The 20012-nt window shown below is 60.9% G+C and carries 16 protein-coding genes; 5 read left to right on the forward strand and 11 right to left on the reverse strand.

What is annotated here, in order from left to right; genetic code table 11:
• Window positions 1-25: 25 nt before the first annotated feature.
• On the forward strand, window positions 26-1402 hold the full coding sequence (locus NCCP691_RS05645; RefSeq protein ID WP_220807279.1) for a hypothetical protein: 1377 nt from the start codon (window positions 26-28) through the stop codon (window positions 1400-1402).
• A 500-nt stretch (window positions 1403-1902) separates the two neighbouring features.
• Here NCCP691_RS05645 and NCCP691_RS05650 read toward each other — a convergent pair whose 3' ends face one another.
• The 3 genes from NCCP691_RS05650 to NCCP691_RS05660 all read right to left on the reverse strand — a co-directional run bounded on the left by NCCP691_RS05650 (window position 1903) and on the right by NCCP691_RS05660 (window position 4465).
• Window positions 1903-3042, reverse strand: a complete 1140-nt coding sequence (locus NCCP691_RS05650) for a hypothetical protein (RefSeq protein WP_220807280.1) — start codon at window positions 3040-3042, stop codon at window positions 1903-1905.
• Between the two features lie 680 nt (window positions 3043-3722).
• A complete protein-coding gene (locus tag NCCP691_RS05655) occupies window positions 3723-4091 on the reverse strand; it encodes a type II toxin-antitoxin system YhaV family toxin (RefSeq protein WP_238482334.1) in 369 nt (122 codons plus the stop codon).
• Window positions 4091-4465 carry a hypothetical protein gene (locus NCCP691_RS05660; protein ID WP_220807281.1) on the reverse strand — a complete coding sequence of 125 codons (375 nt, stop codon included), beginning with the start codon at window positions 4463-4465 and terminating at the stop codon, window positions 4091-4093. Before NCCP691_RS05660 ends, NCCP691_RS05655 begins: the two co-directional genes overlap by 1 nt.
• 912 nt (window positions 4466-5377) lie before the next feature.
• On the opposite strand from NCCP691_RS05660, the gene NCCP691_RS05665 reads away from it, so the two are divergent.
• The 4 genes from NCCP691_RS05665 to NCCP691_RS05680 all read left to right on the forward strand — a co-directional run bounded on the left by NCCP691_RS05665 (window position 5378) and on the right by NCCP691_RS05680 (window position 9016).
• On the forward strand, window positions 5378-6172 hold the full coding sequence (locus NCCP691_RS05665; RefSeq protein WP_220807282.1) for a hypothetical protein: 795 nt from the start codon (window positions 5378-5380) through the stop codon (window positions 6170-6172).
• On the forward strand, window positions 6169-7842 hold the full coding sequence (locus NCCP691_RS05670; RefSeq protein WP_220807283.1) for a hypothetical protein: 1674 nt from the start codon (window positions 6169-6171) through the stop codon (window positions 7840-7842). The genes NCCP691_RS05665 and NCCP691_RS05670 overlap by 4 nt, the downstream gene beginning before the upstream one ends.
• Window positions 7839-8582 (forward strand): hypothetical protein, encoded by a 744-nt coding sequence (locus tag NCCP691_RS05675; RefSeq protein WP_220807284.1) that lies wholly within the window; start codon window positions 7839-7841, stop codon window positions 8580-8582. The genes NCCP691_RS05670 and NCCP691_RS05675 overlap by 4 nt, the downstream gene beginning before the upstream one ends.
• An 86-nt stretch (window positions 8583-8668) precedes the next feature.
• Complete coding sequence (locus NCCP691_RS05680; protein WP_220807285.1) at window positions 8669-9016, forward strand: excalibur calcium-binding domain-containing protein; 348 nt, start codon at window positions 8669-8671, stop codon at window positions 9014-9016.
• Window positions 9017-9141: 125 nt separating this feature from the next.
• On the opposite strand, the gene NCCP691_RS05685 is transcribed toward NCCP691_RS05680, so the two are convergent.
• The 8 genes from NCCP691_RS05685 to NCCP691_RS05720 form a co-directional block, all read right to left on the reverse strand.
• Complete coding sequence (locus tag NCCP691_RS05685) at window positions 9142-9849, reverse strand: hypothetical protein (protein WP_220807286.1); 708 nt, start codon at window positions 9847-9849, stop codon at window positions 9142-9144.
• 29 nt (window positions 9850-9878) lie between these two features.
• Window positions 9879-11126 (reverse strand): hypothetical protein, encoded by a 1248-nt coding sequence (locus NCCP691_RS05690; RefSeq protein WP_220807287.1) that lies wholly within the window; start codon window positions 11124-11126, stop codon window positions 9879-9881.
• A gap of 73 nt (window positions 11127-11199) precedes the next feature.
• Complete coding sequence (locus NCCP691_RS05695; protein WP_220807288.1) at window positions 11200-14868, reverse strand: tubulin-like doman-containing protein; 3669 nt, start codon at window positions 14866-14868, stop codon at window positions 11200-11202.
• An 89-nt stretch (window positions 14869-14957) separates the two neighbouring features.
• Window positions 14958-15404 (reverse strand): hypothetical protein, encoded by a 447-nt coding sequence (locus tag NCCP691_RS05700; protein ID WP_220807289.1) that lies wholly within the window; start codon window positions 15402-15404, stop codon window positions 14958-14960.
• A gap of 24 nt (window positions 15405-15428) precedes the next feature.
• Complete coding sequence (locus tag NCCP691_RS05705; protein WP_220807290.1) at window positions 15429-16925, reverse strand: hypothetical protein; 1497 nt, start codon at window positions 16923-16925, stop codon at window positions 15429-15431.
• Complete coding sequence (locus NCCP691_RS05710) at window positions 16922-18406, reverse strand: hypothetical protein (protein ID WP_220807291.1); 1485 nt, start codon at window positions 18404-18406, stop codon at window positions 16922-16924. Before NCCP691_RS05710 ends, NCCP691_RS05705 begins: the two co-directional genes overlap by 4 nt.
• A gap of 9 nt (window positions 18407-18415) precedes the next feature.
• A complete protein-coding gene (locus NCCP691_RS05715) occupies window positions 18416-18694 on the reverse strand; it encodes a hypothetical protein (protein ID WP_220807292.1) in 279 nt (92 codons plus the stop codon).
• A 452-nt stretch (window positions 18695-19146) separates the two neighbouring features.
• Entirely contained in the window at window positions 19147-19926 is a 780-nt protein-coding gene (locus NCCP691_RS05720) for a DNA/RNA non-specific endonuclease (RefSeq protein WP_220807293.1), read from the reverse strand.
• Window positions 19927-20012: the final 86 nt, after the last annotated feature.

A 20012-nucleotide genomic window follows, 5' to 3' on the forward strand; every position in this document is an offset into this window, starting at 1 on the left:
CGCGAACGGACAGGTGCCAGACAAGATGATCAGGGGAGACGAGATGAATGGGAGTGGAAGCTTCACGATTGCCAACGACGAGACCTTGTGCGCGGCCATCCGGGCCACCCGGCAAACCCTGGTGTATGTTGCACCGGGGATTACCGAGCCAGTCGTGGACGCCATTTCCGAATGCCTCAAGACCAGGCCTCATCTGCTTGTCACGGCCATCATCGACCTCGACCCGGAGGTTTATCGCCTTGGATACGGTACCGAAGAGGGACTGAAGGCCTTGCAGAAACTGGCAGGGCTGCAGCAATTCGCGCTCCGGCAGCAGGAAGGCCTGCGCGTCGGTTTGCTGGTGACGGACGAGCGCACGCTGGTCTATGCGCCGACGCCCTTGCTTATCGAGGCCGGCTCGAAGACGGAACACAAGCCAAACGCCGTGGTAATCTCCCGTACCGCGGACCCGACCGCGGCATTGCTTCATGCCTGCGGCGCGCCCCACGCGGGTAATCCGCTCACCCCGTCCCCGCAGGAGTCAGAAGTAGGCCGACGGCCAGCAACGCCACAAACAGTGCAAGAATCCCTGGCCTCGTTGCAGGACTCGCCCCCGAAGAAGTTTTCCGTGGCACGCGCCGAACGGGTGTTCGAATCGAAGGTACAGTTCGTCGAACTCGAACTCACCGGCTACCGCCTTTCCGCAAAGCGGGTCAGCATTCCCAACGATTTGCTGATAGGCGAGGAGAAGGCGTTGAAGGAGCGCCTGAAAAACAGCTTTCTGCTGCTGCAAGGCGAGCAGGCCATCAAGGTACTGATCCCGCGGTTCGACCCGAAGACGGCGCTGCCCGTTTCGGGCGGAGACTCGGCGCCGCCCATGGAAGAGTGGACTGAAACGAGGCTGGACGAACAGCGCAAGGCGCTGTACGACGACTTCCTGATCAATGTGCCAAAGTTTGGCCAGATCATCATGCGCCGCAATCGGCCCGAGTTCGACCAGCGGGTCAGGCTGCTGGAGGCGCAGATTGCTGCCTTGAATACCGCGATACAGGCGCAACTCCAGGTCAAATTGCTCGGTGCCGTCCAGGCGTTGGCCCTGACCCTGCTGCCAAGGGTGCGCGACCGCCTGCCCCAACGCTACAAGCGCTTTCTGCCCGGCGGCATGCCCGGCGACGACGTCCTGCTCGGAATGCTGGAGCAAGACCTGGCAAGCAGCTTCGGCGGCAGCGCCGACGTATTCAAGGCGGAACTGCGCCATGTTTACAAGGACGTGACATACGAGTCGATCAGGGATCAAGGTTTTCGTGACGCCCTGTCAAAAGCGCTGCGGGACCGAGGGGGAGAGCGGCTGGCGGCGCAGCTGTTTTCAGAACACGATGCGGCGCCGGAAGTTGGTCCCGGCGCCCGGCGCGCTATATTGTGAAGCTTCGAGTCGACCGGCGCGGACAACGATAGCCTTCAAGCCAAGCGATCGTCAATCAACCGCTGCCAGGTGTGTTTTCACCGTTTGACATCGAGTGCCCGTAAGCACTGCTTCTCGCTCCACGCGGGCGGTTGCCAGTTCCGAAGCCTCAATGCCGGCCCCCGGTCCCAGTCGTACCAGGACGCCTGAGTCTCACATCTCTTGATCCGCTATTGCGCCTTGACGAGCTAGTTCTCGCGCCCCGCAAGCCGGAGCATCTCCAGCCTATGGGGCAAGGGTCGGAGGGCGGCGCCGTTCCCTGTTCCATACGGACGCTTAAATTACTTGAACGGGGAGCTCGAATTCGACCAGGACCGGACAATGGTCGCTCATCGCCCAGTTATATGACGCGCTGTTGAGCGGATAGGCGGAGGTCACTCGCTTCTCAAGCCGCTTGCTTACGAAGACATAGTCGTTTTGCCAGTCTTAGGTCTAACGAAGTATTCATGAAGTGGTGCTGGTCAAGCAGCGTCGGCCCCGCGGTCGCTCTCGTTCGCGACGAAGAGGAAACAGTCGCCCAGTCTGTCGGATGCTGGCAGGGATTCTACAAACTGCTGCATGATGCTTGGTCGGATGCCGTTCGCTTCCAGATAACGATACTGGAGTGCGTAGCCTTCGTAGACCCGGTTGCGTGAAGCGAACTTGCGCAAGACATCGATACCTGTTGTATCGGTAGTGCTCGGTTTCAGCTGAGGCAGGCGGAACGGCGACATCTGCGCGCGCAAATCGTCGACCCAAGCAATTCCTTTTTCCGTGCCATGTGCAAAATCCAGCCAGTCGACAATCTCCTCGGTTCGGATGCTCGCCGAGTAGGCCGACAGGAGAAAGCGCTCCGGGTCCTTGCCAAGCGCCAGGTCGCATCCAATGCGGCGGGCTGCCGCAGTCCAGGTTGCATGCGCGTCATCGAGATCGGATACCGCCGTGTCGCGCATGTCCAGTTCTGCCGAGCAGAGCGCATGCCCCAGCGCGGTAACGGTGTAGTACTCTTCGATCGCAAACACGTTTTCGATGCGGTCGACGGCCAACAGCTGGTCGCGGTAACGCTGGTGAATTTCACCGAGTGTCTGGCGCGCATTGATCAGAAGCGGGATGCGTGTCTTGTCCTCGAGGCCAGAATGGATCCCGGAGAGCGTCTTGAGTGCGGTGGCCAGCGCGGCCTTCTCCTGCGACTGCAGAAAAGTCTTGATTGCCTTAACGTCCTTGGCGATCTCATTGAGTTTCTGGTCAATCTGGTTCAGTTTCCTGGCAAGGAATACGAAGCCGGCGCTGCTTACCGCGAGCGTGAGCCCGGATAGAGCGATGGTGCCCTGAGCCAGACTGATCAGCTGCGATGTAGCCGCCTCGATGGCCTTGACGTCTTTGCCAATTTTGTACAGCTGGAAGCTGTTGACGGCATTGAGGACGAGACCGGCAGGGCCGGCAAGTGGAATGGCGGGCGCGGCGGCCAATGAGCTTCCGGCGTTGATGAGATGAGCAACGATTTGCCCCGATGGGTTGCGGATGACGCCGCCACAAATCTTGTAGGCGTTTGTGACGACGCCGTAGAGGACATGTTGGGGAACGGTGCGGGAGAGTGTGAAGCCTGCGAGTTCGCTAATCATGGTGGTTTGACGTTGCCAGTTATCAACAAGATTGTAGTACACGCAGGCGAGTGCAGCTATATAGCTCAGCTGACACGCTTGATATTTTGGTTGGCGTCCCCGGAAGGGACGGATGGCGTGCTGCGCGCACGCCTTCATGAGTTGGTGATTGCCCGCGCGTGAGGGAGTATGGCCTTAAGGCCCGGGGTTAAGGCGGGCTGGAGCAGACTGCGGCTCTAGCAGGCGGGAAGCGGGGGCGCCGTACCGCTGCTTGCGCCGTGGTAGCGCTGGCCGCGCTGGTCAGGGTGGTGGTCGACGTGGGCCGGAGTGGCTCCAGGGCGCGCAAGTTTCTGAGCTCGTGCTCGATAAGCTCGATCATCTGTGCGTGGGTGGCATCACAGCTGCGCCCGTCCACGTTGCAGTCCAGGCGGGAGTTCAGGGCCAGTGTGATAAACACCTGCGCGTCCCGACCTATGCTTGGCGCGCAGGCTGCGTTGTTGGACGCCGAGCATAGTCGCCGTAGGCGTGGCACCGCGAGCGAGACACGCACCAAATCAAGAGAATGCTAAAGGGAGCCGCCGCGCTCCACTACTTGCTCCTGCCGTTGCGTTTGTGCCGTGACCTCGGCCAAGAGCTCGTCCCAATCGTTTGACGGGTTACCTGATTTCAGCATCCTGGCGAAGGTCTTGGTGGCGTCAGACTTACTGCCGTAGGCGCAATGTGTCCTCGTCATTGATCCATCCATAGATGATGACCTTGGACTTGGTGTCGTACCGAAAGAACAGGCTGTACTGCTGGAACAGCTTCGCGCGAAACCAATTCTTGTACTGCTCACCAAGAGTGTCCCCTTGCCGGTATTCCTGGCGGCCCGGATCCTCCGGGATCACCTTGAAGATGAGATGGGTGATGGCGGCGAGCGGCTTCGCTTCCTTCTTTTTCTTGTATTGCTCAGCGTCGGCCTGTCGGAGCTTCTCGACCACGTCGAGCAGGCCCTCATATTGACCCAGGAACTGCGCGTGCAGGTAGATCCGCCAGCCGTTGACGACCAGCGGCTGCGGAGGAGGCGCCATCAATCGTCCTCGAGTGGCGCATTGATGTCGTATTCGACCCCGGCAGTCGCGGCCAGGCCCCGCTCGAGCAACGCGTCCGCGAGCAGCTTGCAAAGTGCCCGCGGCCTGAAGACAAGTCTTTCGACCGCTTCTGGGAGCGGGCTTCCGCGCAGGTCCAGGACGATCTTCAGCATCAGCCACTGGTCGAGGCCCGCTACGCCGGTCAATTCTTCACCGCCGATGATCGCCGGGATCTGAACGCGCACCTGATCCGTCACTTGCGCCACTCGGGTACGTAACGTGTGATTCGGATCGCTGCGTTCACGAAGGCTTTGATCTACTGGGATCAATCTCCCATATTTATGGGGGATTGTGAGCAGCGGAATGGCGGTCATGCGCCTTTCAGCTTAGTTTCCCTGACAACGTTATCTTGCCGGCTTGTAAGATTTGTGTCGATCTATCAGAATAGATCGTTCGGGCTCTTTTGGGAGGCAGTGGTGCAGACGCCAGGCCACTACCCATATTGAATGTTGAGGACGTTCAGCTTGAACGAATTCGAGAGATCCCTCGCTGCGAGAGTGAACCAATTGGAACGAGCTGGGCGACGCCGGCGGCAGTAATGGATGCGATGCCTAGCCCGATTGGAAGCGTGACGTGAAGTTATCCGAATCGATACCAAGACGAATGCCATCAGAAAGACGCGATACGGATAGCGGCGATAACATCTCGCGCACGAGATTCAGGATGAGCGCCCAAGAACGTCCTGCAGAGAGAGCGCCGGGCATGCGTCGCCTCGAAATGAGCGGCACCATGGTTTCGAAGACAGCAGGGGGCACCCAGACGGCTCACGCGAGAGATGATCGTCTTCTTGCCGGGCCGGTCTGGGGCGGAGGGGATTCGGCCGAGGAAAAGAATCCATGACTCACTTGTGCAGGAGTTATGAATGCGGGAAGCGCCACAGCAGGGAGGTGAATTTTTGCCCGTACTGCGGAGCTAGCCAGGCAAATTCTCCGTCTCGAACGCCCACCCCACGGCCGAAAAACGCTCGACAGGCATGGAGTGTATCGAGGAACGATTCTAATATCCTTGCCCGCGCGCCAGAACGCCGGGGGCCGCAAGATGCGCCGCAGGATAACGAACCAGGCAGTGAGATGGCGTCCAGTACAACTGGGACCGCTGCGACGGATCATGCTTCGAAAACTAGCCTTGAAGATCGTGGTAGCGGCGGACAGAGCGGTGGAAGCGAAGCACGTGGTCAGGCCAGGGGAAGTCCCAGGCGCTTGTACTTGTACGCCGGCGCCGCGGTCTTGCTGGTCCTGGTCATGCTAGTGGCCGCCCAGGCTCTTCTCGCACCCCAGAAACGGGAAGTTTTCGCGCAGGTGGCGGACGGGGAAAGTCAACTTGAATGTCCCGAGCAAGTAGACGCGAGCACCATCGTCGTCCTGGACATGCCCACACCATATGATGAGACAGTACGGAAGGAAGTTTCGGCACGGGTTGCAGAGCAACTGAGTGCAGGAGGCCGAGGCGTTCACCGGCTCACCGTATTTTCGACGCTGCAGAGCCCCGAACGGGCCGCCGCTCCGGTTACTTCAGTCTGCAGCGCAACGCCCGAGTGGAGCCGCCTGATCGGCTGGCTTCCCAATGCAATGCCCGGAACGCGCGGCGCGCTCATGAAGGCGCTTGACAACGCGGTACGTTTGGCGCAGCCCGACTCTGCCCGAATGCCAGTTTCAAGACTCTTAGCAGATATCTCGGTGACCCAGTATCTGCGCGCGCCGAGGAACACGATCACGGTGTTCTCGGATCTTCTGGAAGATTCGCCGCGGTTCAGCCTGCGCCGCTGCGATTCAGGCGAGTCCGCCGTTAGCAGCTACAGGGAAATGCGGCGCGGCGCGCTGGAGCGTCCCCAGTTCGGCAACACCTTCGTCTCGCTCAATCTCGCACCCGTGCTCGGAGTGACGGGCAAGACCATTGATTGCCGAAATCACTTTTGGAGATGGTTCTTCAGCGATATCGAAGGGCCGCAGGCCGGTTTGAATTTCAGCTATCTGCCCGGCGGGGTGGAATTGAGTGCCACTAAGGAAGAAACAACGAGATGACTAAGAATTATTTCCCGACGATGATTGGCGCAATGCTCACATCGGTAGTCGTGTTGCTGGCAACGGCCTTCGTTGTTCCGACGACCCCACCATTGGTAGCCATCGTCCTTGCTATTCTCCCGCTAGCGTATTACCACTTCAGATTGCTGTCGCAGGCCAAATCCGGTTTGTCCCAGGTAGAAATCGACAGCGTCTACTATTTTGGCTTCCTGATCACAGTCGCTGCACTGTGCATTAGCGCGTTCGTGGTTGGTGCCGAGGACGCAGCGGCACACGTGGAGACAGTTGTCCACCAGTTCGGGACAGGTTTGATTGCAACTGGATACGCCGTGGTCGCACGCATGCACCTGCAAAGCAAGTGCGTTCAGGTCAACGAGCTCAGCATGGATGAGCTGATGGACAAGTACGTCAGCAAGTCGGCAGAGCTGGTCACCAATGTGGAGACTGCAAGCAACCAGCTCGCTGCGTTTTCCAAGGAGATCGTCGCAAAAACGATCGAGGCTTCTGAATTGACCAGACGCGCCGCCGAAGAGAAGATGCTCGACGTGGCACAGGGATTTGCCGAGGAGATCGCCGATGTGCTGGCATCTGCCACATCGGGCACGCACGAGTTGCGGGTCCTGCTGAACAATACGGCATTCAATGGGGAGCGCCAACAGTATGTACAGAGCGTGAAAAATACGCTGGCCATCACGGCCGACCTCAACAAGGCGCTCGCAGAGCTCACGGCGAAGACCCGCGAGGAAATCGGGGCGGTCCAGAACGCTATTTCCGCCTCTTCCAACCTCGGCGCATGCCTTAACCAGGTGTCTCTCCAAATCAAGGTACTTGGCGGCCCTGGCGGCGATCTGGTGCAGTCTGCGCAGTCTCTGGGCAATGTGAACGAGAGCATTGCCGATACGGCTCGCATTATGGCCGGTTCAGCCGCTTCGCTACAGGAATTTGCGACGGCCGTCAGCGATGCCGGCCCGGCATTCAAGGGCATGCGTGCGGCGACCAAGCGCGCGGCGGACCAGCTGGAAACGCTTGAGGCAGCATCCGGCCGACTGGGGGGCGCAGTTGAGCACATTGCCGAGGCGGCAGAGGCGTCTGATGTTCTTGCTAGGGACATCCGCGGCCTGAGCGTTGTCATGCCAGTACTTGCTCAGCATGCGGGCAATCTGTCCGCGCAGCTGGAAAAGGCTGGCAACATCAGCAGCGGCTTCGGCAAGGAACTGTCCAGGCTTCCCGAGTACGCGCACTCCGTCGAGGCCCTGAATGCACGTATTGCCGCCTCAATTGAGAGCATCGGGCGCGAGGCCGAACGGGGGGCGGCGCAGGCAGCAAAGATTGTCGCGGCCGGGGAAAGCACGGCAAGGACGGCGCAGGATACGCAGAGGATGCTCGACCTCGCGGCAAAGCTCGACAGCACAGTCGTGTCGTTACAGGGAGCGTTCGACGCCTTGTCCGGCTCGGTGGCAAATGCACAGACCACCCTGCTGTCTTCGGCGGAGGACGTGAAGGCGCGCCTTGCGACCTCGGGCCGGTCCGTGGAGGATGAATTGCACCGTGCATCTGCTGCCGCGTTACAGTCCCTCGAACGCCTCAAGGCCGGCACCGACGCAGTGACTGCACCGGTCAGTGATAATCGAGTAACGGGACCTAGCAACGTACCTGCAGAAACAGCATGAAGCGATCAAACGATGTCTATTTCATCACCCTGATTGATCTCCTTGTGCAGATCATCTTCCTCGGTCTGCTCCTGTACGTATTGGCCAAGGCGGTACAGGAACGGGATGACAAGCGCCGTGCAGATGAGAAGGAGGCGACGGCGGCACTGCTCAAGGCGAGCGGGGTTTCGAGTATCACGGAACTTACGGATGAACTGACCAAGCTGGCGCCGCTAAAGGAACTGAAGGGCACGGCAGATTTCATTAGCCGCGCCGGAGGCGCCGCCGAGGTCAAGAAGGCCGCTGAACTTGTAGCGCAGGCAGGCGGCGTGGAGAACCTTTCCACGAAGCTGGCGGAGGCGCAGGCTGCAACTTCCGTGGTATCCGCCGCGGGCGGGATCGAGAAGGTCGCCGCCATCGTGAAGAAGCACGAGGAAGGAAGCGGAAAGCCGCCGTGCCTCTACACCGAAAGCGGAACGAAGAAGGTTGCGCGGCCGGTCGCCATCGTCCTGGCCGATGATTCGTCAATTACGTTCCAGGGGCTGACAAGCGACTTGGCATCAGTGCTCGGGTTGCTGGGCAAGCAGTATGACGCGGTCGAGCGGCTTTCGTTTGCAGAGTTTTCAGCGACGTTTTCTCCGCTGCTTCGTCTGAAACCGGAGTGCCGCTATACCTTGCGTTTCATTGAGAAGACAGATCTGGTGCATGCGCGCGAAGCGGCACGTGCTACCTTCAATCTCAGCATTAGGCGATCAAACTGATCGGCATTGGCCTTGAATCGTCGTGCCTGGAAATGAAGTGTCCGTTCAGGTGCACGGTGACATCGTGAAGCGCAGGGGGTATCGACATGACCAGGACAGGAATTGCCCTATTGTTTGCTCTCGCCCCTGGAACGGCCTTTGCGCACGGTGGTGGTGTCAATAGCGAAGGTTGCCATACTAACCGCAGGACGGGTGATTACCATTGCCACGGAGGCAGGCCAACAACGCCGTCGCTACCGCTGCTCGCGCCATCGAGCGGGCCGGCATCCGGAAACCGGTCATCGGCTTCGTCGTCCTGGAGAACGTCGCCGTTCGCGAACTGTTCGGAGGCCCGTGCGGCTGGTGCTGCGCCCGTACGTCGCGGCGATCCTGGTTATGGCCCTCACCTCGATCGCGACAATGATGGAGTCGGGTGTGAACCGTATCGTCGTTGAACGGAAGTGGCACCCCTAAGCACGGGTGCTCTCCCATCTAAGGCAAGGCAGGCGGCGGACCGAAGGAATTCCGGAGAAGCCCGGGCCCTGCTCAAAGTGTGAGTGGGCCGCGGACAAGACAAGCGCTACTTGCTCGCCAAAACGATGTCGTTTGCGTGTGGCCCGTGCACCAGCTGGACCTTCGAATCGGACTGGCTCATCACCTTATTGTTCACATACAGAAGGGTACGCGCGGTGTAGACGCCCTGAGGAGCGCTTTTCGGCAGTTTGAACGCGAAGGTATTCTGATACTGGCCTGCGCCACCGTTTTCATTGACCACTTTTGGGAGACGGTTAAATTCCTTGCCTTCCGGGTTGATCAGCACCAGCTCTTCCTTGATCTCCTTGACCGGGATATCGCGGCCCGGCACCACTTCGATGTTGGACCTGAGCTGAACATCGCTGCCGGCGCGGATTGCTTGTGATGGCGCAATCGCGGTCGCGTAGCGAACGACCGTGGGCTGCGGTGGCAAAGCACCGGCTTGGCGCCGATAGTCTTGCTCGACCGCCTCGGCGCTTCTCGTTTGTTGCGAGTGAGCGTTAATCGCCACGCAGGCGAGGGCACCAAGCGCTCCGCCGATTGCAGCGCCTGTTGCCATGTTGCGTGTGTTGCCCCCGGCGATCACGGCGCCAAGCACGGCACCGATGGCTCCGATTGCAGCCGCGTTGCATCCGCCGTCGCTCACACTCGCGTTCTGCGTACCGTCTCCGCCGCGGGGCGTTGCACATCCAGCGACAAAAACAGTCACTGCCAAAACACCGGACGCCGACTTCATGAATTTGCTTGCTGCCATGTTTGCTCCCTTGATGCTTATCCTGGTTGTTAACGAATTATTGTTTCTTCCTGCAAAGCCCTGAACTCCGCCGAGCGTGCCCGCTCCAGGAGGCTCCGCGCGCGACGGTTGTCGTGCTCAAGCCGCAATACGTTGTTCGCGTTGGTCATCGCTTCGCGATACCGCTGTGCAGCCAGTGCTGCTTCACCATCGCGCAACAGGCTGTCGATGAAGACTGCGTTTGGATTTGCAGCCGGAGTAGGCGCAGGCATGGATGAAGGAGCCGTAACCGGCGCTGGCGCAGCGATTGACGGAGGGGTAGCTATCGCAGCAGGTGCAGGCGTTGGCGTAGCGACGGGCGGCGGCTCGGCCGCCTTTTGCTGCTGGGTGGCGAGCGTTTCCTTCATCGCGAGGATGCGGTCGGCAAGTTCCGGGCGTTCCCTCTTTTCCAGTGCGGACAAGCGCTGTTGCACGCAAATCGCGTTGCCGCTCTCGAGGCAGGCTTGGGCCTCGTTCAACAGACGTGCTGCGTTGCCGGCCTGGATCTGCTCGCGCAGCTCACGCGTGTCGGCGTCTTCATCCCAGCGGCGAATAAATGCGGCCAGCCTGGACTCCGCCTTGTCGAATGCGCCAGTAGAGATCGCGTCCTCGACTGCTTTCTTGGCTTCACCCCAGGCCTGCTCGCGCTTCTGTCGCTTCGCGCACTCCGGGCCGTATTGACCAATAGCCTGACGCGCCTTCTGCATCTGCTCATCGGTGGCATTCGCATTTTGCATCTCGGCCAGCGTGGCTTTTGCTGCGTCAATCTTGCACTCGCTTGCGAAAGCGACTGCCGCCTTGGACTGTTCTTCGAGCTTTGTCTCATTGCCGACAGAGCCAAGCCAGTAAAGGCCAATCACGACCGACGCGAGAACCCACGGCCATTTCGATTTTTTGCCGCGTTTCTTCTCCGATGTCTCGGGTAATGTAGGCCCCGCGGTAGAAGGGGCCGGGTTTTCGGGGGCTGGCGTGGGAACCGGCGCCGGTGTCTCCACGGTCCGCTCGACTGGGGGCGGGCCGGCGCGCCGCTTGCGCTGAGGCGGTTTGACAGCTTCGAACGTGGCTACCGCAGGAGCCTCGACGACCGGTGCGACCGGGGTGGTGGGCTTTGCCTGTTCCTGAGCAGGCGGCTTTGCGGCATCGCGTGGTGCCGACTGGGCGGACTGATTTGTTCCGCAATACGGGCAATATGAGGCCGCCCGCGGGAACGCGCGACCACAGGTTTCGCTGATACAACGGTAGTTCACTGCTTCATCCACGGGTGGGCCTTACATGTAACGGAACATGACCTGGACCGAGGTGCCTCGCAGCGCGAGGCACCTCCGGCTATCTTCAGTCCTCGGGGTCGGGAATTTCATCTTCCTCGGGGTCGGGGATGGCTCCGGCGAAAAACGAAGCAAGTTCTGCTACGTCCTGCGCGAGCTTCCATTTGTCCGTCTTGGGATTCCATTCCATGTCCCAGACCTTGGTGTCAGCAGTCACCTCGCCGCGGGTGATCATCTCGGCTAGCTCGGCGAGGGGATAGGGGCCCTCCTGCTTCTTGTTGCGGAACACCTTGAATGCGGCGCGGGAAACGGGCGCTGGGGCCGGGCTACGGACAGCTGCGGGCATGCCGACCGGGGCAACTGCGACCGGAGCCTGGGAACCACCGATGAAGGATGCAGCAACCCGTTCGCCGGCGAGCACGGCGGCAGACGGCACGCGTTTGTCAGCGGGACTATCGACCTCCCAGCTGTAGCTGTCAGTAGCCGACCCGGGCACCGTATCGGTCCATTCCGCGATTGCCGCAGCCGCCGTTTCGACCGCCGCGGCCGTAATGGCAGGATTCTGCTGGCGCGCCCGCTTCAGCCATTCCTCATACAGGCGCTTGGCGGTAATGCTGGGCAGCGACGGCGCCGGAGTCTCGGCGCCGGTCTCGTCCTGCTCCATTCTCGGACGGTAGACCTGGTGCTGATAGTTACGCATCAATGCGGCCAGCAGCACGAGCTGAGACGGTCCCATCTGCGACAACTTGTTGTTAACCGCTGCGATGATCTGTTCGCGGTAGAAAGTCGGCAGTCCATTGGAGCGGATAGCGTACTCGTTCCCCATTTGGCGCCATTCACCCGAACCCGGCTCCACCTCGAAGACATATTGGCCCTGGGGCTGGAATGCGGCTTCGCGGTCGAACAGGTCGGCCTTGCGCTTCAGGACGCCCAGAGCAATCGCCTGCAGGAAGTATTCGAAGTCGTCGGCCAACCGGTTCAGCTCATCCATGGTCGGCGCAATCGGGTGACGGTAACGGGTTGCATCGAAGTGCACGTGAGTCGGGATCTTCGGGTTTTCCAGCTGATAGGAAGCGCGCCAGGTCGGCAGCCCGCGCATCACCGTCATCGGGTAACCCGACAGTTCGATATAGCAGGTTGCCTTGCCCGGAATGCCGGTGTTCACCAGGCTTACCAGGTCTCCCGTAAATGACCCGGCGGGAACCGATGCCTTGATCTCCGCTTCCAGGGCGCGCCACGCGGCACTGTCGCCAACCCCGATGAAGCATTTGAACTGGTCGGCACGCGGCGTGAACTCCGCGTTGAAGCGTGTATTGACCCACGGCATCGCGCTCTTTATCCAGTCGTTGAAAACGCGCTGGCGTTCGGCCGGCGGCATCGCCTGCAACTTGTCGAGCAAGGGGTCCACCTGTGTCGTTTCCCCGGCCTGGTCAAGCGTGACCTGTACCTGTGCGCGTCTGAACAGCTTGAGCAACAGATCGGCGCGCAGCTTTTCGTCGCCCAGCTGCGGGAACAGCTTGGCCGACCCGCCAAACTCCAACAGCACGTCTTCGCTCCATGCGCTGATGTCGCCCGACAGCTTCACCGGTTCCGGCGCTTCTTCGCTGGCTAGCTTGATATAGGTTGCGTGCTGATGCCGGGCCTCGTCGCGCAATTGCTGAATGCGCTGGTCAACGGCGCCGAGCATCGCGACCACGCACCGGCGTCCCTCCTGGAATTCCCCGGCGATGCCGGTCCACTGCGCCTGGCCGTTGTCGTCGACGCCCTGGACGTCGCCCAGCCATTTGGACAAAGCCTGCATCACTTCCGACGACTGCGCCGCGGCGACGGAACGCAGATGAAACCGCAGGTAGTCGGCCAGGTCACGCTTGATATGTCCCATCACTTCACGCGACTGGGTTTCCTTGCCGATGCCGAGGAACTTTTTGGTGGCCTGCGAGAGGTTGTCCAGCGATTCCTGGATCTGGCGGGTGCGCAGCGCATCCCGCACTTCACCGTAACGCTTGCTGTTGCGCTCGGCATTGACGAGATCGCGCTGGTGCAGGCGGGCCTTTACCTGTTCCAGCAGCGACAGCACGAATTCGAGCCCGCCCTGTTTGCGGTCATCCAGCAATGCATACAGCTGGCCGCGCGCCTTGTCCTTGATCTTGTCAGTCAGCTCCCGGGTGTGACGCTTGATGCGGTCCTCACTGGTTTCGGCAGTTGCCCCCGCTTCCCGGATCGCGTCGCGCTCAAGCTGCGGAATCAGTTCAGACACTTTTTCGCGCCACAGGCCGAGTTCGAAGCTGCCCATGATGCGCTCGATTTCGTCATGCACCTTGCTCTCGATGCGTTCGAGCAGCGAGCGTTCATCCTTGTCCAGCAACAGCTGGTCCGTCACGGCGTACTCCTGGAACGGGGTGACGTCGACGGTACCGCGCTTGAACTCGGGAAACTCGTCGAATGGCCGCTCGGACATCGCGAGGTGTTCCCGCATGAAGACATCGCGTTGCTGGTCGTTGGCGCGTCGCGCCAACTGGCCGTCGCTGCCCACCAGGCCGAAGAAGGCTTTTACCATCAAGCCGGACAGCTCATAGGCCCGGATGTCCTGCCGCAGGCCTTGCTGCGTATCCAGGGTCGACTGCCCGAAGGCGGAGTAGCCCTTGAAGTACGACAGGCGCATGTCGCCGAACCGCGCCTTCGGCACGCCGGGGTTGAACGGGCCGAGTTTGTGCTGCTGCTGGTTCACGGCAACCGAGCGCTTCTTGTTCGCAAAGTCCGCCGAGGCGAAATCGCTGAACAGGGAGTCAGCCACCATCTCGTACACGTCGCGCACATCTTCCGTGGTCTTGCTACCGACGTTGGAAGTGTCGACAAAATACACGTCATCGAACGGCGTGCCCTTGCCTTTGAGGCTGTCGATATCGGCCCAACGGACCTCGGCGTTCATGTCGCGCATCGCCGTTTCCAGTTCCATCAGGGTGGCATAGGCGTTAGCTTCCGTCCGTTCCTTGTTGGCCTTTGCGTAGCCGGACGGAAGGAACATGACCAGGTCGACCTGGTGGCCGGAGACTTCTTGGGCGGCGAGTGCCTTGGAAATCCAGCCGAGGTCGAGCGCGCTACCGGCACCGGTGCCTCCGGCGCAGGATGCGATGATGACAATACGGAACTTCGACGGATCGATCTGCAGGCCGAGCTGCTGGTACGCATCCTTGCGGACGTTGCCCGCGTTACTCTTCAAGAAAGACAGTGCGCTCTTGATCCGGCCGGTCAGCTTTGGATACTTGTCGAACAAATAGAGGCGCGAGATAGACCGGATCTGGCCGGCGCCCTTGGACGGGTCGATTCCGAGAGAACGCAGCTTGCGTGGTCGCAAGGGCATCCATTTTTCAATGAGCGGGAAGCGCGCCAGGCTGTCGTCCGAGTCATGGTACTGCGCCATGTCGAAGCCTTCGACGAGACGCTCCTCGTCGCTGAACTTTACCAGTTCGTACCAAGGATCGGTTTTCTGCGACTTGCCATCATCTATGACCGCACCGCTGTCCAGATCGAAATGCAGGAAGCGCGCCACTGGAAAATGACCGATCGATTCGACCCGTGTCGGCTGGCTGCGATTCCACACCGCGCTCAGGATCCGGCGCCGGATTCGCATCATTACTTCCATGCCGGTGCCTCCGGCGCCGATGAAAAGCGTCGGCCGCAGGTCGACCAGCTGATCGGTTTTCTTGTCTGCGGTACTCAGGTTTGCGTCTGCCATTTTGTTCTCTCGCGTAGAGGTCCCCGTTCCCTGGGATATGCCCGGGTGGAAGTGACCGTGTCGTCTGGTTTGATGAGGCGAAGGATCGATCAGCGGCGTCCGACAACGACCATTCCGACCAGCGCGGCCACACCGATCGCAACCAGCGGCGCAGTGGTGAACACGTTCAGAAAGCGTTGCGCGTTGACCAGTGCCAGGACAATCGCCGCGCTGAGGAAGCTCAGGCCAAGGAACAATAGCCAGCCGGCGGAGCCGGCGGTCGTCGGCGAGACGCGCTTGGCGACGAGATGGTTGGCATAGGCATTGCGGGCGAAGAAGAATGCGATGAGGAGTACCACGAAGATGCCGCCGCCGATCAGCATTTCACGCGACGACGTCGCGGAGGTGCCGACGAGATCGCCCGGGTTGACTTCGATCGTGTTGGCGGTCGGTTGTTCGGAACCGGCTTGGCGCTCGTTTGTGTTGGCACCGGGTAGCTTGAAGCCAGCATCGGTGTTTGCTTGCGCGAGGATGATTTCGTTGTTGTTGTCTGACATGTTAAATCTCCCTTGAGTCAAAAATCATTGGCCGAGGCGCACTTGCGCCCCTTCCCGTATATCGGTCAGCCGCACCTTGCCGAACCACTGTGTTTTCAGCTCCGCTACCTTTCTTCCGGCAGCGTCGTGTATTGGATAAACCTGGCGGGCCTTGGTCAGCACAGTGCGGGGCTGGCCGTCGACCACGAGCTTGACCGACCGCGCTTTGGTTGCCAGAAGCAGCGCGCCGACCGTCGCGAGGATGGCAGCGGCGGCTGCGGCGAGCAGGGCAATCAGGGGCATCAGGCCAAAATTCACCCGCACCTGGATCGGCAGCGAGATCTTCGAGCCCTTTACTTCAGCAGGCGGGATAAAAAGATCGGGCAACGGATCGCCGGGGAAGAGTTGCGCCATCCGCTCGCGGAACTGGGGCGACAATTCAAGCCGCTGTCCCGTCAGATCGAGCTCCAGCGTGCCGGGCAAGACGAATGCGCGGCCGGCCGCCGATATCGCCTCCAGAGACCAGGTATCCGGCATCTGTGCGACGGGCAGCTGCAGCGTCGAGGACAAGGGCGTCTGCTTGCCGGGTTGGAGCCCGGTTACGACGGTCTTGTCCACTGTAATCGGCTTGCGTTCGCCGGCGAGGACCGAGCTGGCGTTGACCTCCGCTTGGGCGATGGTGTAAGGGTAGATGCTGTTTTCGAGTGCCCACTGGACTTTGGCCACGGGCGTCTTGGCGTCGGAATTGACATCTGCTAGCAGCACGCCGCTTTGGCCCATCGAGAAGCCGACGCCCGGGGATTCGAAGACGCCCTTCGGGTGCAGCCGCACCGTGTCTGCGTCGAGCGGCTTCAGGCGCGCCGGGGATTCGGTGATGATCTTTTGGATGGCGCCGGACTGCACCAGTGCGTCGAGATCGCGGGCTCCCTGTTCCTGGATGCCAAAAACGTAGACCATCAGGCCGTTGGCCTGGAACGACTTGCTCTTCACGGGCATTTGCAGCGGGAAGGCAAGCACCTTCCGAATGTCCTGCCCGCGGTGAATCAGTTCATAGAATTCCCGGTTGCGCTTGGCCGTGGCCTGGTCGTTGTTGGGGCTGTTCTTGTTATTCGTGAAGAGCCACACCAGGCCTGGCTTCTTGCCTAGCGCCTGGTCGATTGCGGTTCTGACGGCTTCGTTCAGGTCGGTGTCGGCCAGGGTCGTGCGGTTCGGCTTGCGTCCCACCTCAAGATTTTGCAGCGCGCCGCTGACGCTGCCGCGAAGCGCTTTGGAATCGCTCGTTACCTTCGCCGACATCAGGGCTTTTGGTGAGGGCGCTCCCGGTTGGCTCTGGTTGAAGGAGGCGAGCACCATCAGGTCGTCGGGCCGCGCCACGGCCATAACCAGCTCGGTGACTAGCGGCTTGTACTGGGATGCGGGATCGGCGAAGAACGGTTCCATCCAGCCCGAGTTCTGGACAAGGAAGACATGGGACGCGGCGAAGGCGTTGGCAGCCGTCAATGCAGCAGCACCGACGGCGATGCGCAAGAATCGGCTCATCATTTGCCGCCTCCGTTCAGTCTCCAGCCGCGCATCTCTCTCCAGTCGGGATGGTGTAGCCAGAGATGGTCCTCATGGACGAACGCGGAAAGTTCAAGCGGCGTGGAGATGCGTGCACGGTCGAGCGTGATGATCTGGTCGCCGATCCACTGCAGCTTTGCGTCGCGCTCTTCGCGGCCGTCGAGCATGGCAGCGGCGGTGCCCACGAAATGATCGTAGCGCAGGACGAGACCGGTACGCTTGCGCCGGTCGCCGCTCTGGCTTAGCAGCACCGGAACCACCAGGGCGTGGGCGTCATTCTCGTCTTCGACGGTGCCCGCGTCCCAAGGGTCCTCCAGCACCTGGTGCCCGAGGCGAAACACAAAAGAGCCGAAGCCGAGGCGAGCGCCGTCTGTAACGGTAGATGGTCCGTCGGGCACGCCGAGCTGGACGTAGGTGAAGCCTTGTTCATTCTGGCCCATCAGCCACAGGCGTCCGTCGCGACTCTGCGTCGCGCCGCCGAATGAAAACCGCGGCTCCCAATCGGCGCGCCAGGGCAACCATTGCGGCTCGGCGCCCGGCTTCCATACAAGATGCCCGCGCTGATGCAGCCAGATGACCTGTCCGTTCAGGGTGATCGGCCGCGACCAGCCGTTGTCGGGCAGTTGTCCGCCTGCGCAGGGGTATACTTGGGGTTGAGGCGCTCGCGCCTTCGCAGTCCACAGGCGAACCCCGTCGCTATCCTTGTAGAGGCACGCAGTATGCTGCTGCACCTGGGCGGGCGCACTCACCAGCGGCTTTTCCCAGACCGGTCTCGTGAGGTAAGACGCGGTGACGGGGTTCAGGAACAGCCGGTAGAGGCCGCTGTCAGTCGGGACGAGTGCAATTTCCCCGGTCTCCGGCACAGCAGGGCGTATCCAGTAATAGGCGGAGCGGGTGAAGCTGAGGCCGGCAGCATCGCCGTCAGCCGCAATCCGGAGCCACTGTTTCTCATGCGGGTCCCAGTATTGCAACGCGTTCTGCTCGAACGAGAGCGCGATCAGACGGTCCGCGAGCAGCCCGAAGCGTGAAGACGCGAACACGCATGGTGCCAGGGGGGGCGACAGCATGGTGGTATCGGGGCGGCCGGTCGACTGTCCGGCCGTGCGGCCACGCACGATCGAATCAAGATTGACCGCCGTGATCGGAAGACCCTTTGGCGCCAGCTCGCTCAGGGAATGGTCCCCGCACGGCCCCCACCATTCGGGTGCCGGCTTCGCGTTAGAGGCCGCGTTGCGCAGCGGCTTCCCGCATTCCGGACAATGGGCAAAGTCGTCCGGAAAAATCGGGGCGCAGCTGCATTGCGTCGGCACCGATGCGCCGATCAGCTGCGCAATGTCCGCGGCCCGGCCGGTCGCTTCCGGGCTCCACGCGATTTCACCAAAATCCTTGGAGCGGGACAGCCCGAAACTGCCATTTTCGTCTTCCTGCCAAACGCCCTTCGGCGTTTCCCATGTAAATGCCATGCTGCCCTCTCAGTTCAGGTAGGCCTGCCAGCCCTGTTCGCCTTTGGCGAAACGCAGGGTCATGGGAAGCGAGAGCGCCCCCACGACCGGGACCTCTTCGGTGACAACGAGAACATCGCAAACATGTCCCGCCGGAGCATCCTGCTTCAAGCAATTACCTAGATTCACCGACGAGGGAATGGCGCCGAATGGGACCGCGGCACCAAACATGCCGCCGGCCTCAAAGAAGAGCCGTCTTACGGCGGTCGCGGCTTCGGCTTCACTCGGAGGGCTAGAACAGCCGGTCATGCTGATAACGCCTGCACATAGCAGGGACGCTGCAAGCCTGGAGCGCTTTGGGATGGGGTAGGAGTTCACAGTCGGGGCTTTACTGAGTGGTCGCGATTCTCTTAACTAGAACGAAAGCGACTTAGATTCGTGATTTGGCGCCTAACCAAACGCGGCGGGCTTGGGAAAGACGCAGCGTTCCGGCACGGACATGCCACGGGACGCGTTTTAGTAAACGATTCAGGTACTCGGGCGCCATACGATTCTGGGCGGGTGGGGACCCACCAGCCGTAATCCTTCTAAAAATTATAAGCGGTCGTTACAGGATGATACACATTTGGCGTTGCTCCGTGTTAATAAGCGTCGCAGTCGGCGCGCCCCTGTTGTGCCCTACCCAATTCATGGGATGGCGCTGTTCGCCGGCATGGCTTTTAATTCGTTCGACCCCGATGGCCGGAACGTACGATTAAGAATCAGGGCCTGGCTGTTACGCCGGGAAGAAACTCAATTCCGGTCCGGCGGACCAGTTCTTCATATGAGATCGGACGACTGACACGCGCCTCATTGGTGTTTTCCAGCCAGTGTGCCCAGGCGCGCCCGGTGCTCTTGTCGTAGACCAGCTTGTAGAGGTAGTCCGGCACCCATACCTTCCCGGGGCCGATGGTCTCCGCTTTCGCGTCGAATACCGGACCGCTGATGACGTATACATCGCCCGATGCACGCATTACATATTTGCGGGTCGCGAGTTCGATGCCCGCCCATGCCCTCTGGTTGTTTTTTGGCGCCTGAGGCACCATGTTCGCGAGCGAGAAACTCTGCGCCATTGCGCGCGTGCTCGGCATATTCGCCGCCGGCGCCATGTGTCCTCGGTCAAAACCGCTCCCCTTGTAGTCCTCAAGCTGCGCGCGATCGGCAAAGGGGAGGCGCGCATCCGCAAAGAAGCGATTGCTGCGTTTCTCATCCTGGGCGTCGATCAGCTGCTCCCGGCTCATGCGTTCGGCGACCAGCAGGGGCGTTTTTGTGACGCCGGAGTGCAGCACGGCGAACGCCTCATAGCACAGAGGCCGCGGCCTCCACTGCGCAAGATTGGCGATCCTTGGCGGGCTGCCATTGAGGAAAAACTGCGGGCACTCGCGGAAGTCCGGCGCGGGACTCGGGTGCGCGTGAACGCCGGTGGCGAGGAGCAGCGCGCCGAGGATAAAGCGCGCTGCTTGGAAAAGGGCCTTTCCGTTGTGTCCGGTGGAGTCTCTCATTGTAGGCGCGTGAAGATAGGACGGATGATGGCTGGCAGTGCGTGCAGAACCGGATAAGAAAGAAATGGCCGTGGGGAGCAAATCAT

Origin of the sequence: Noviherbaspirillum aridicola, assembly GCF_019656455.1 — a bacterium.
In the GTDB taxonomy this organism is placed as follows: domain Bacteria; phylum Pseudomonadota; class Gammaproteobacteria; order Burkholderiales; family Burkholderiaceae_D; genus Noviherbaspirillum; species Noviherbaspirillum aridicola.

What these genes read in the sequence shown, in the direction of transcription:
- NCCP691_RS05645 (WP_220807279.1), top strand. Translation starts at nt 26, where the DNA reads ATGATCAGGGGAGACGAGATGAATGGGAGTGGAAGCTTCACGATTGCC.
- NCCP691_RS05650 (WP_220807280.1), bottom strand. Translation starts at nt 3,042, where the DNA reads ATGATTAGCGAACTCGCAGGCTTCACACTCTCCCGCACCGTTCCCCAA.
- NCCP691_RS05655 (WP_238482334.1), bottom strand. Translation starts at nt 4,091, where the DNA reads ATGGCGCCTCCTCCGCAGCCGCTGGTCGTCAACGGCTGGCGGATCTAC.
- NCCP691_RS05660 (WP_220807281.1), bottom strand. Translation starts at nt 4,465, where the DNA reads ATGACCGCCATTCCGCTGCTCACAATCCCCCATAAATATGGGAGATTG.
- NCCP691_RS05670 (WP_220807283.1), top strand. Translation starts at nt 6,169, where the DNA reads ATGACTAAGAATTATTTCCCGACGATGATTGGCGCAATGCTCACATCG.
- NCCP691_RS05675 (WP_220807284.1), top strand. Translation starts at nt 7,839, where the DNA reads ATGAAGCGATCAAACGATGTCTATTTCATCACCCTGATTGATCTCCTT.
- NCCP691_RS05680 (WP_220807285.1), top strand. Translation starts at nt 8,669, where the DNA reads ATGACCAGGACAGGAATTGCCCTATTGTTTGCTCTCGCCCCTGGAACG.
- NCCP691_RS05685 (WP_220807286.1), bottom strand. Translation starts at nt 9,849, where the DNA reads ATGGCAGCAAGCAAATTCATGAAGTCGGCGTCCGGTGTTTTGGCAGTG.
- NCCP691_RS05695 (WP_220807288.1), bottom strand. Translation starts at nt 14,868, where the DNA reads ATGGCAGACGCAAACCTGAGTACCGCAGACAAGAAAACCGATCAGCTG.
- NCCP691_RS05700 (WP_220807289.1), bottom strand. Translation starts at nt 15,404, where the DNA reads ATGTCAGACAACAACAACGAAATCATCCTCGCGCAAGCAAACACCGAT.
- NCCP691_RS05705 (WP_220807290.1), bottom strand. Translation starts at nt 16,925, where the DNA reads ATGATGAGCCGATTCTTGCGCATCGCCGTCGGTGCTGCTGCATTGACG.
- NCCP691_RS05710 (WP_220807291.1), bottom strand. Translation starts at nt 18,406, where the DNA reads ATGGCATTTACATGGGAAACGCCGAAGGGCGTTTGGCAGGAAGACGAA.
- NCCP691_RS05715 (WP_220807292.1), bottom strand. Translation starts at nt 18,694, where the DNA reads ATGACCGGCTGTTCTAGCCCTCCGAGTGAAGCCGAAGCCGCGACCGCC.
- NCCP691_RS05720 (WP_220807293.1), bottom strand. Translation starts at nt 19,926, where the DNA reads ATGAGAGACTCCACCGGACACAACGGAAAGGCCCTTTTCCAAGCAGCG.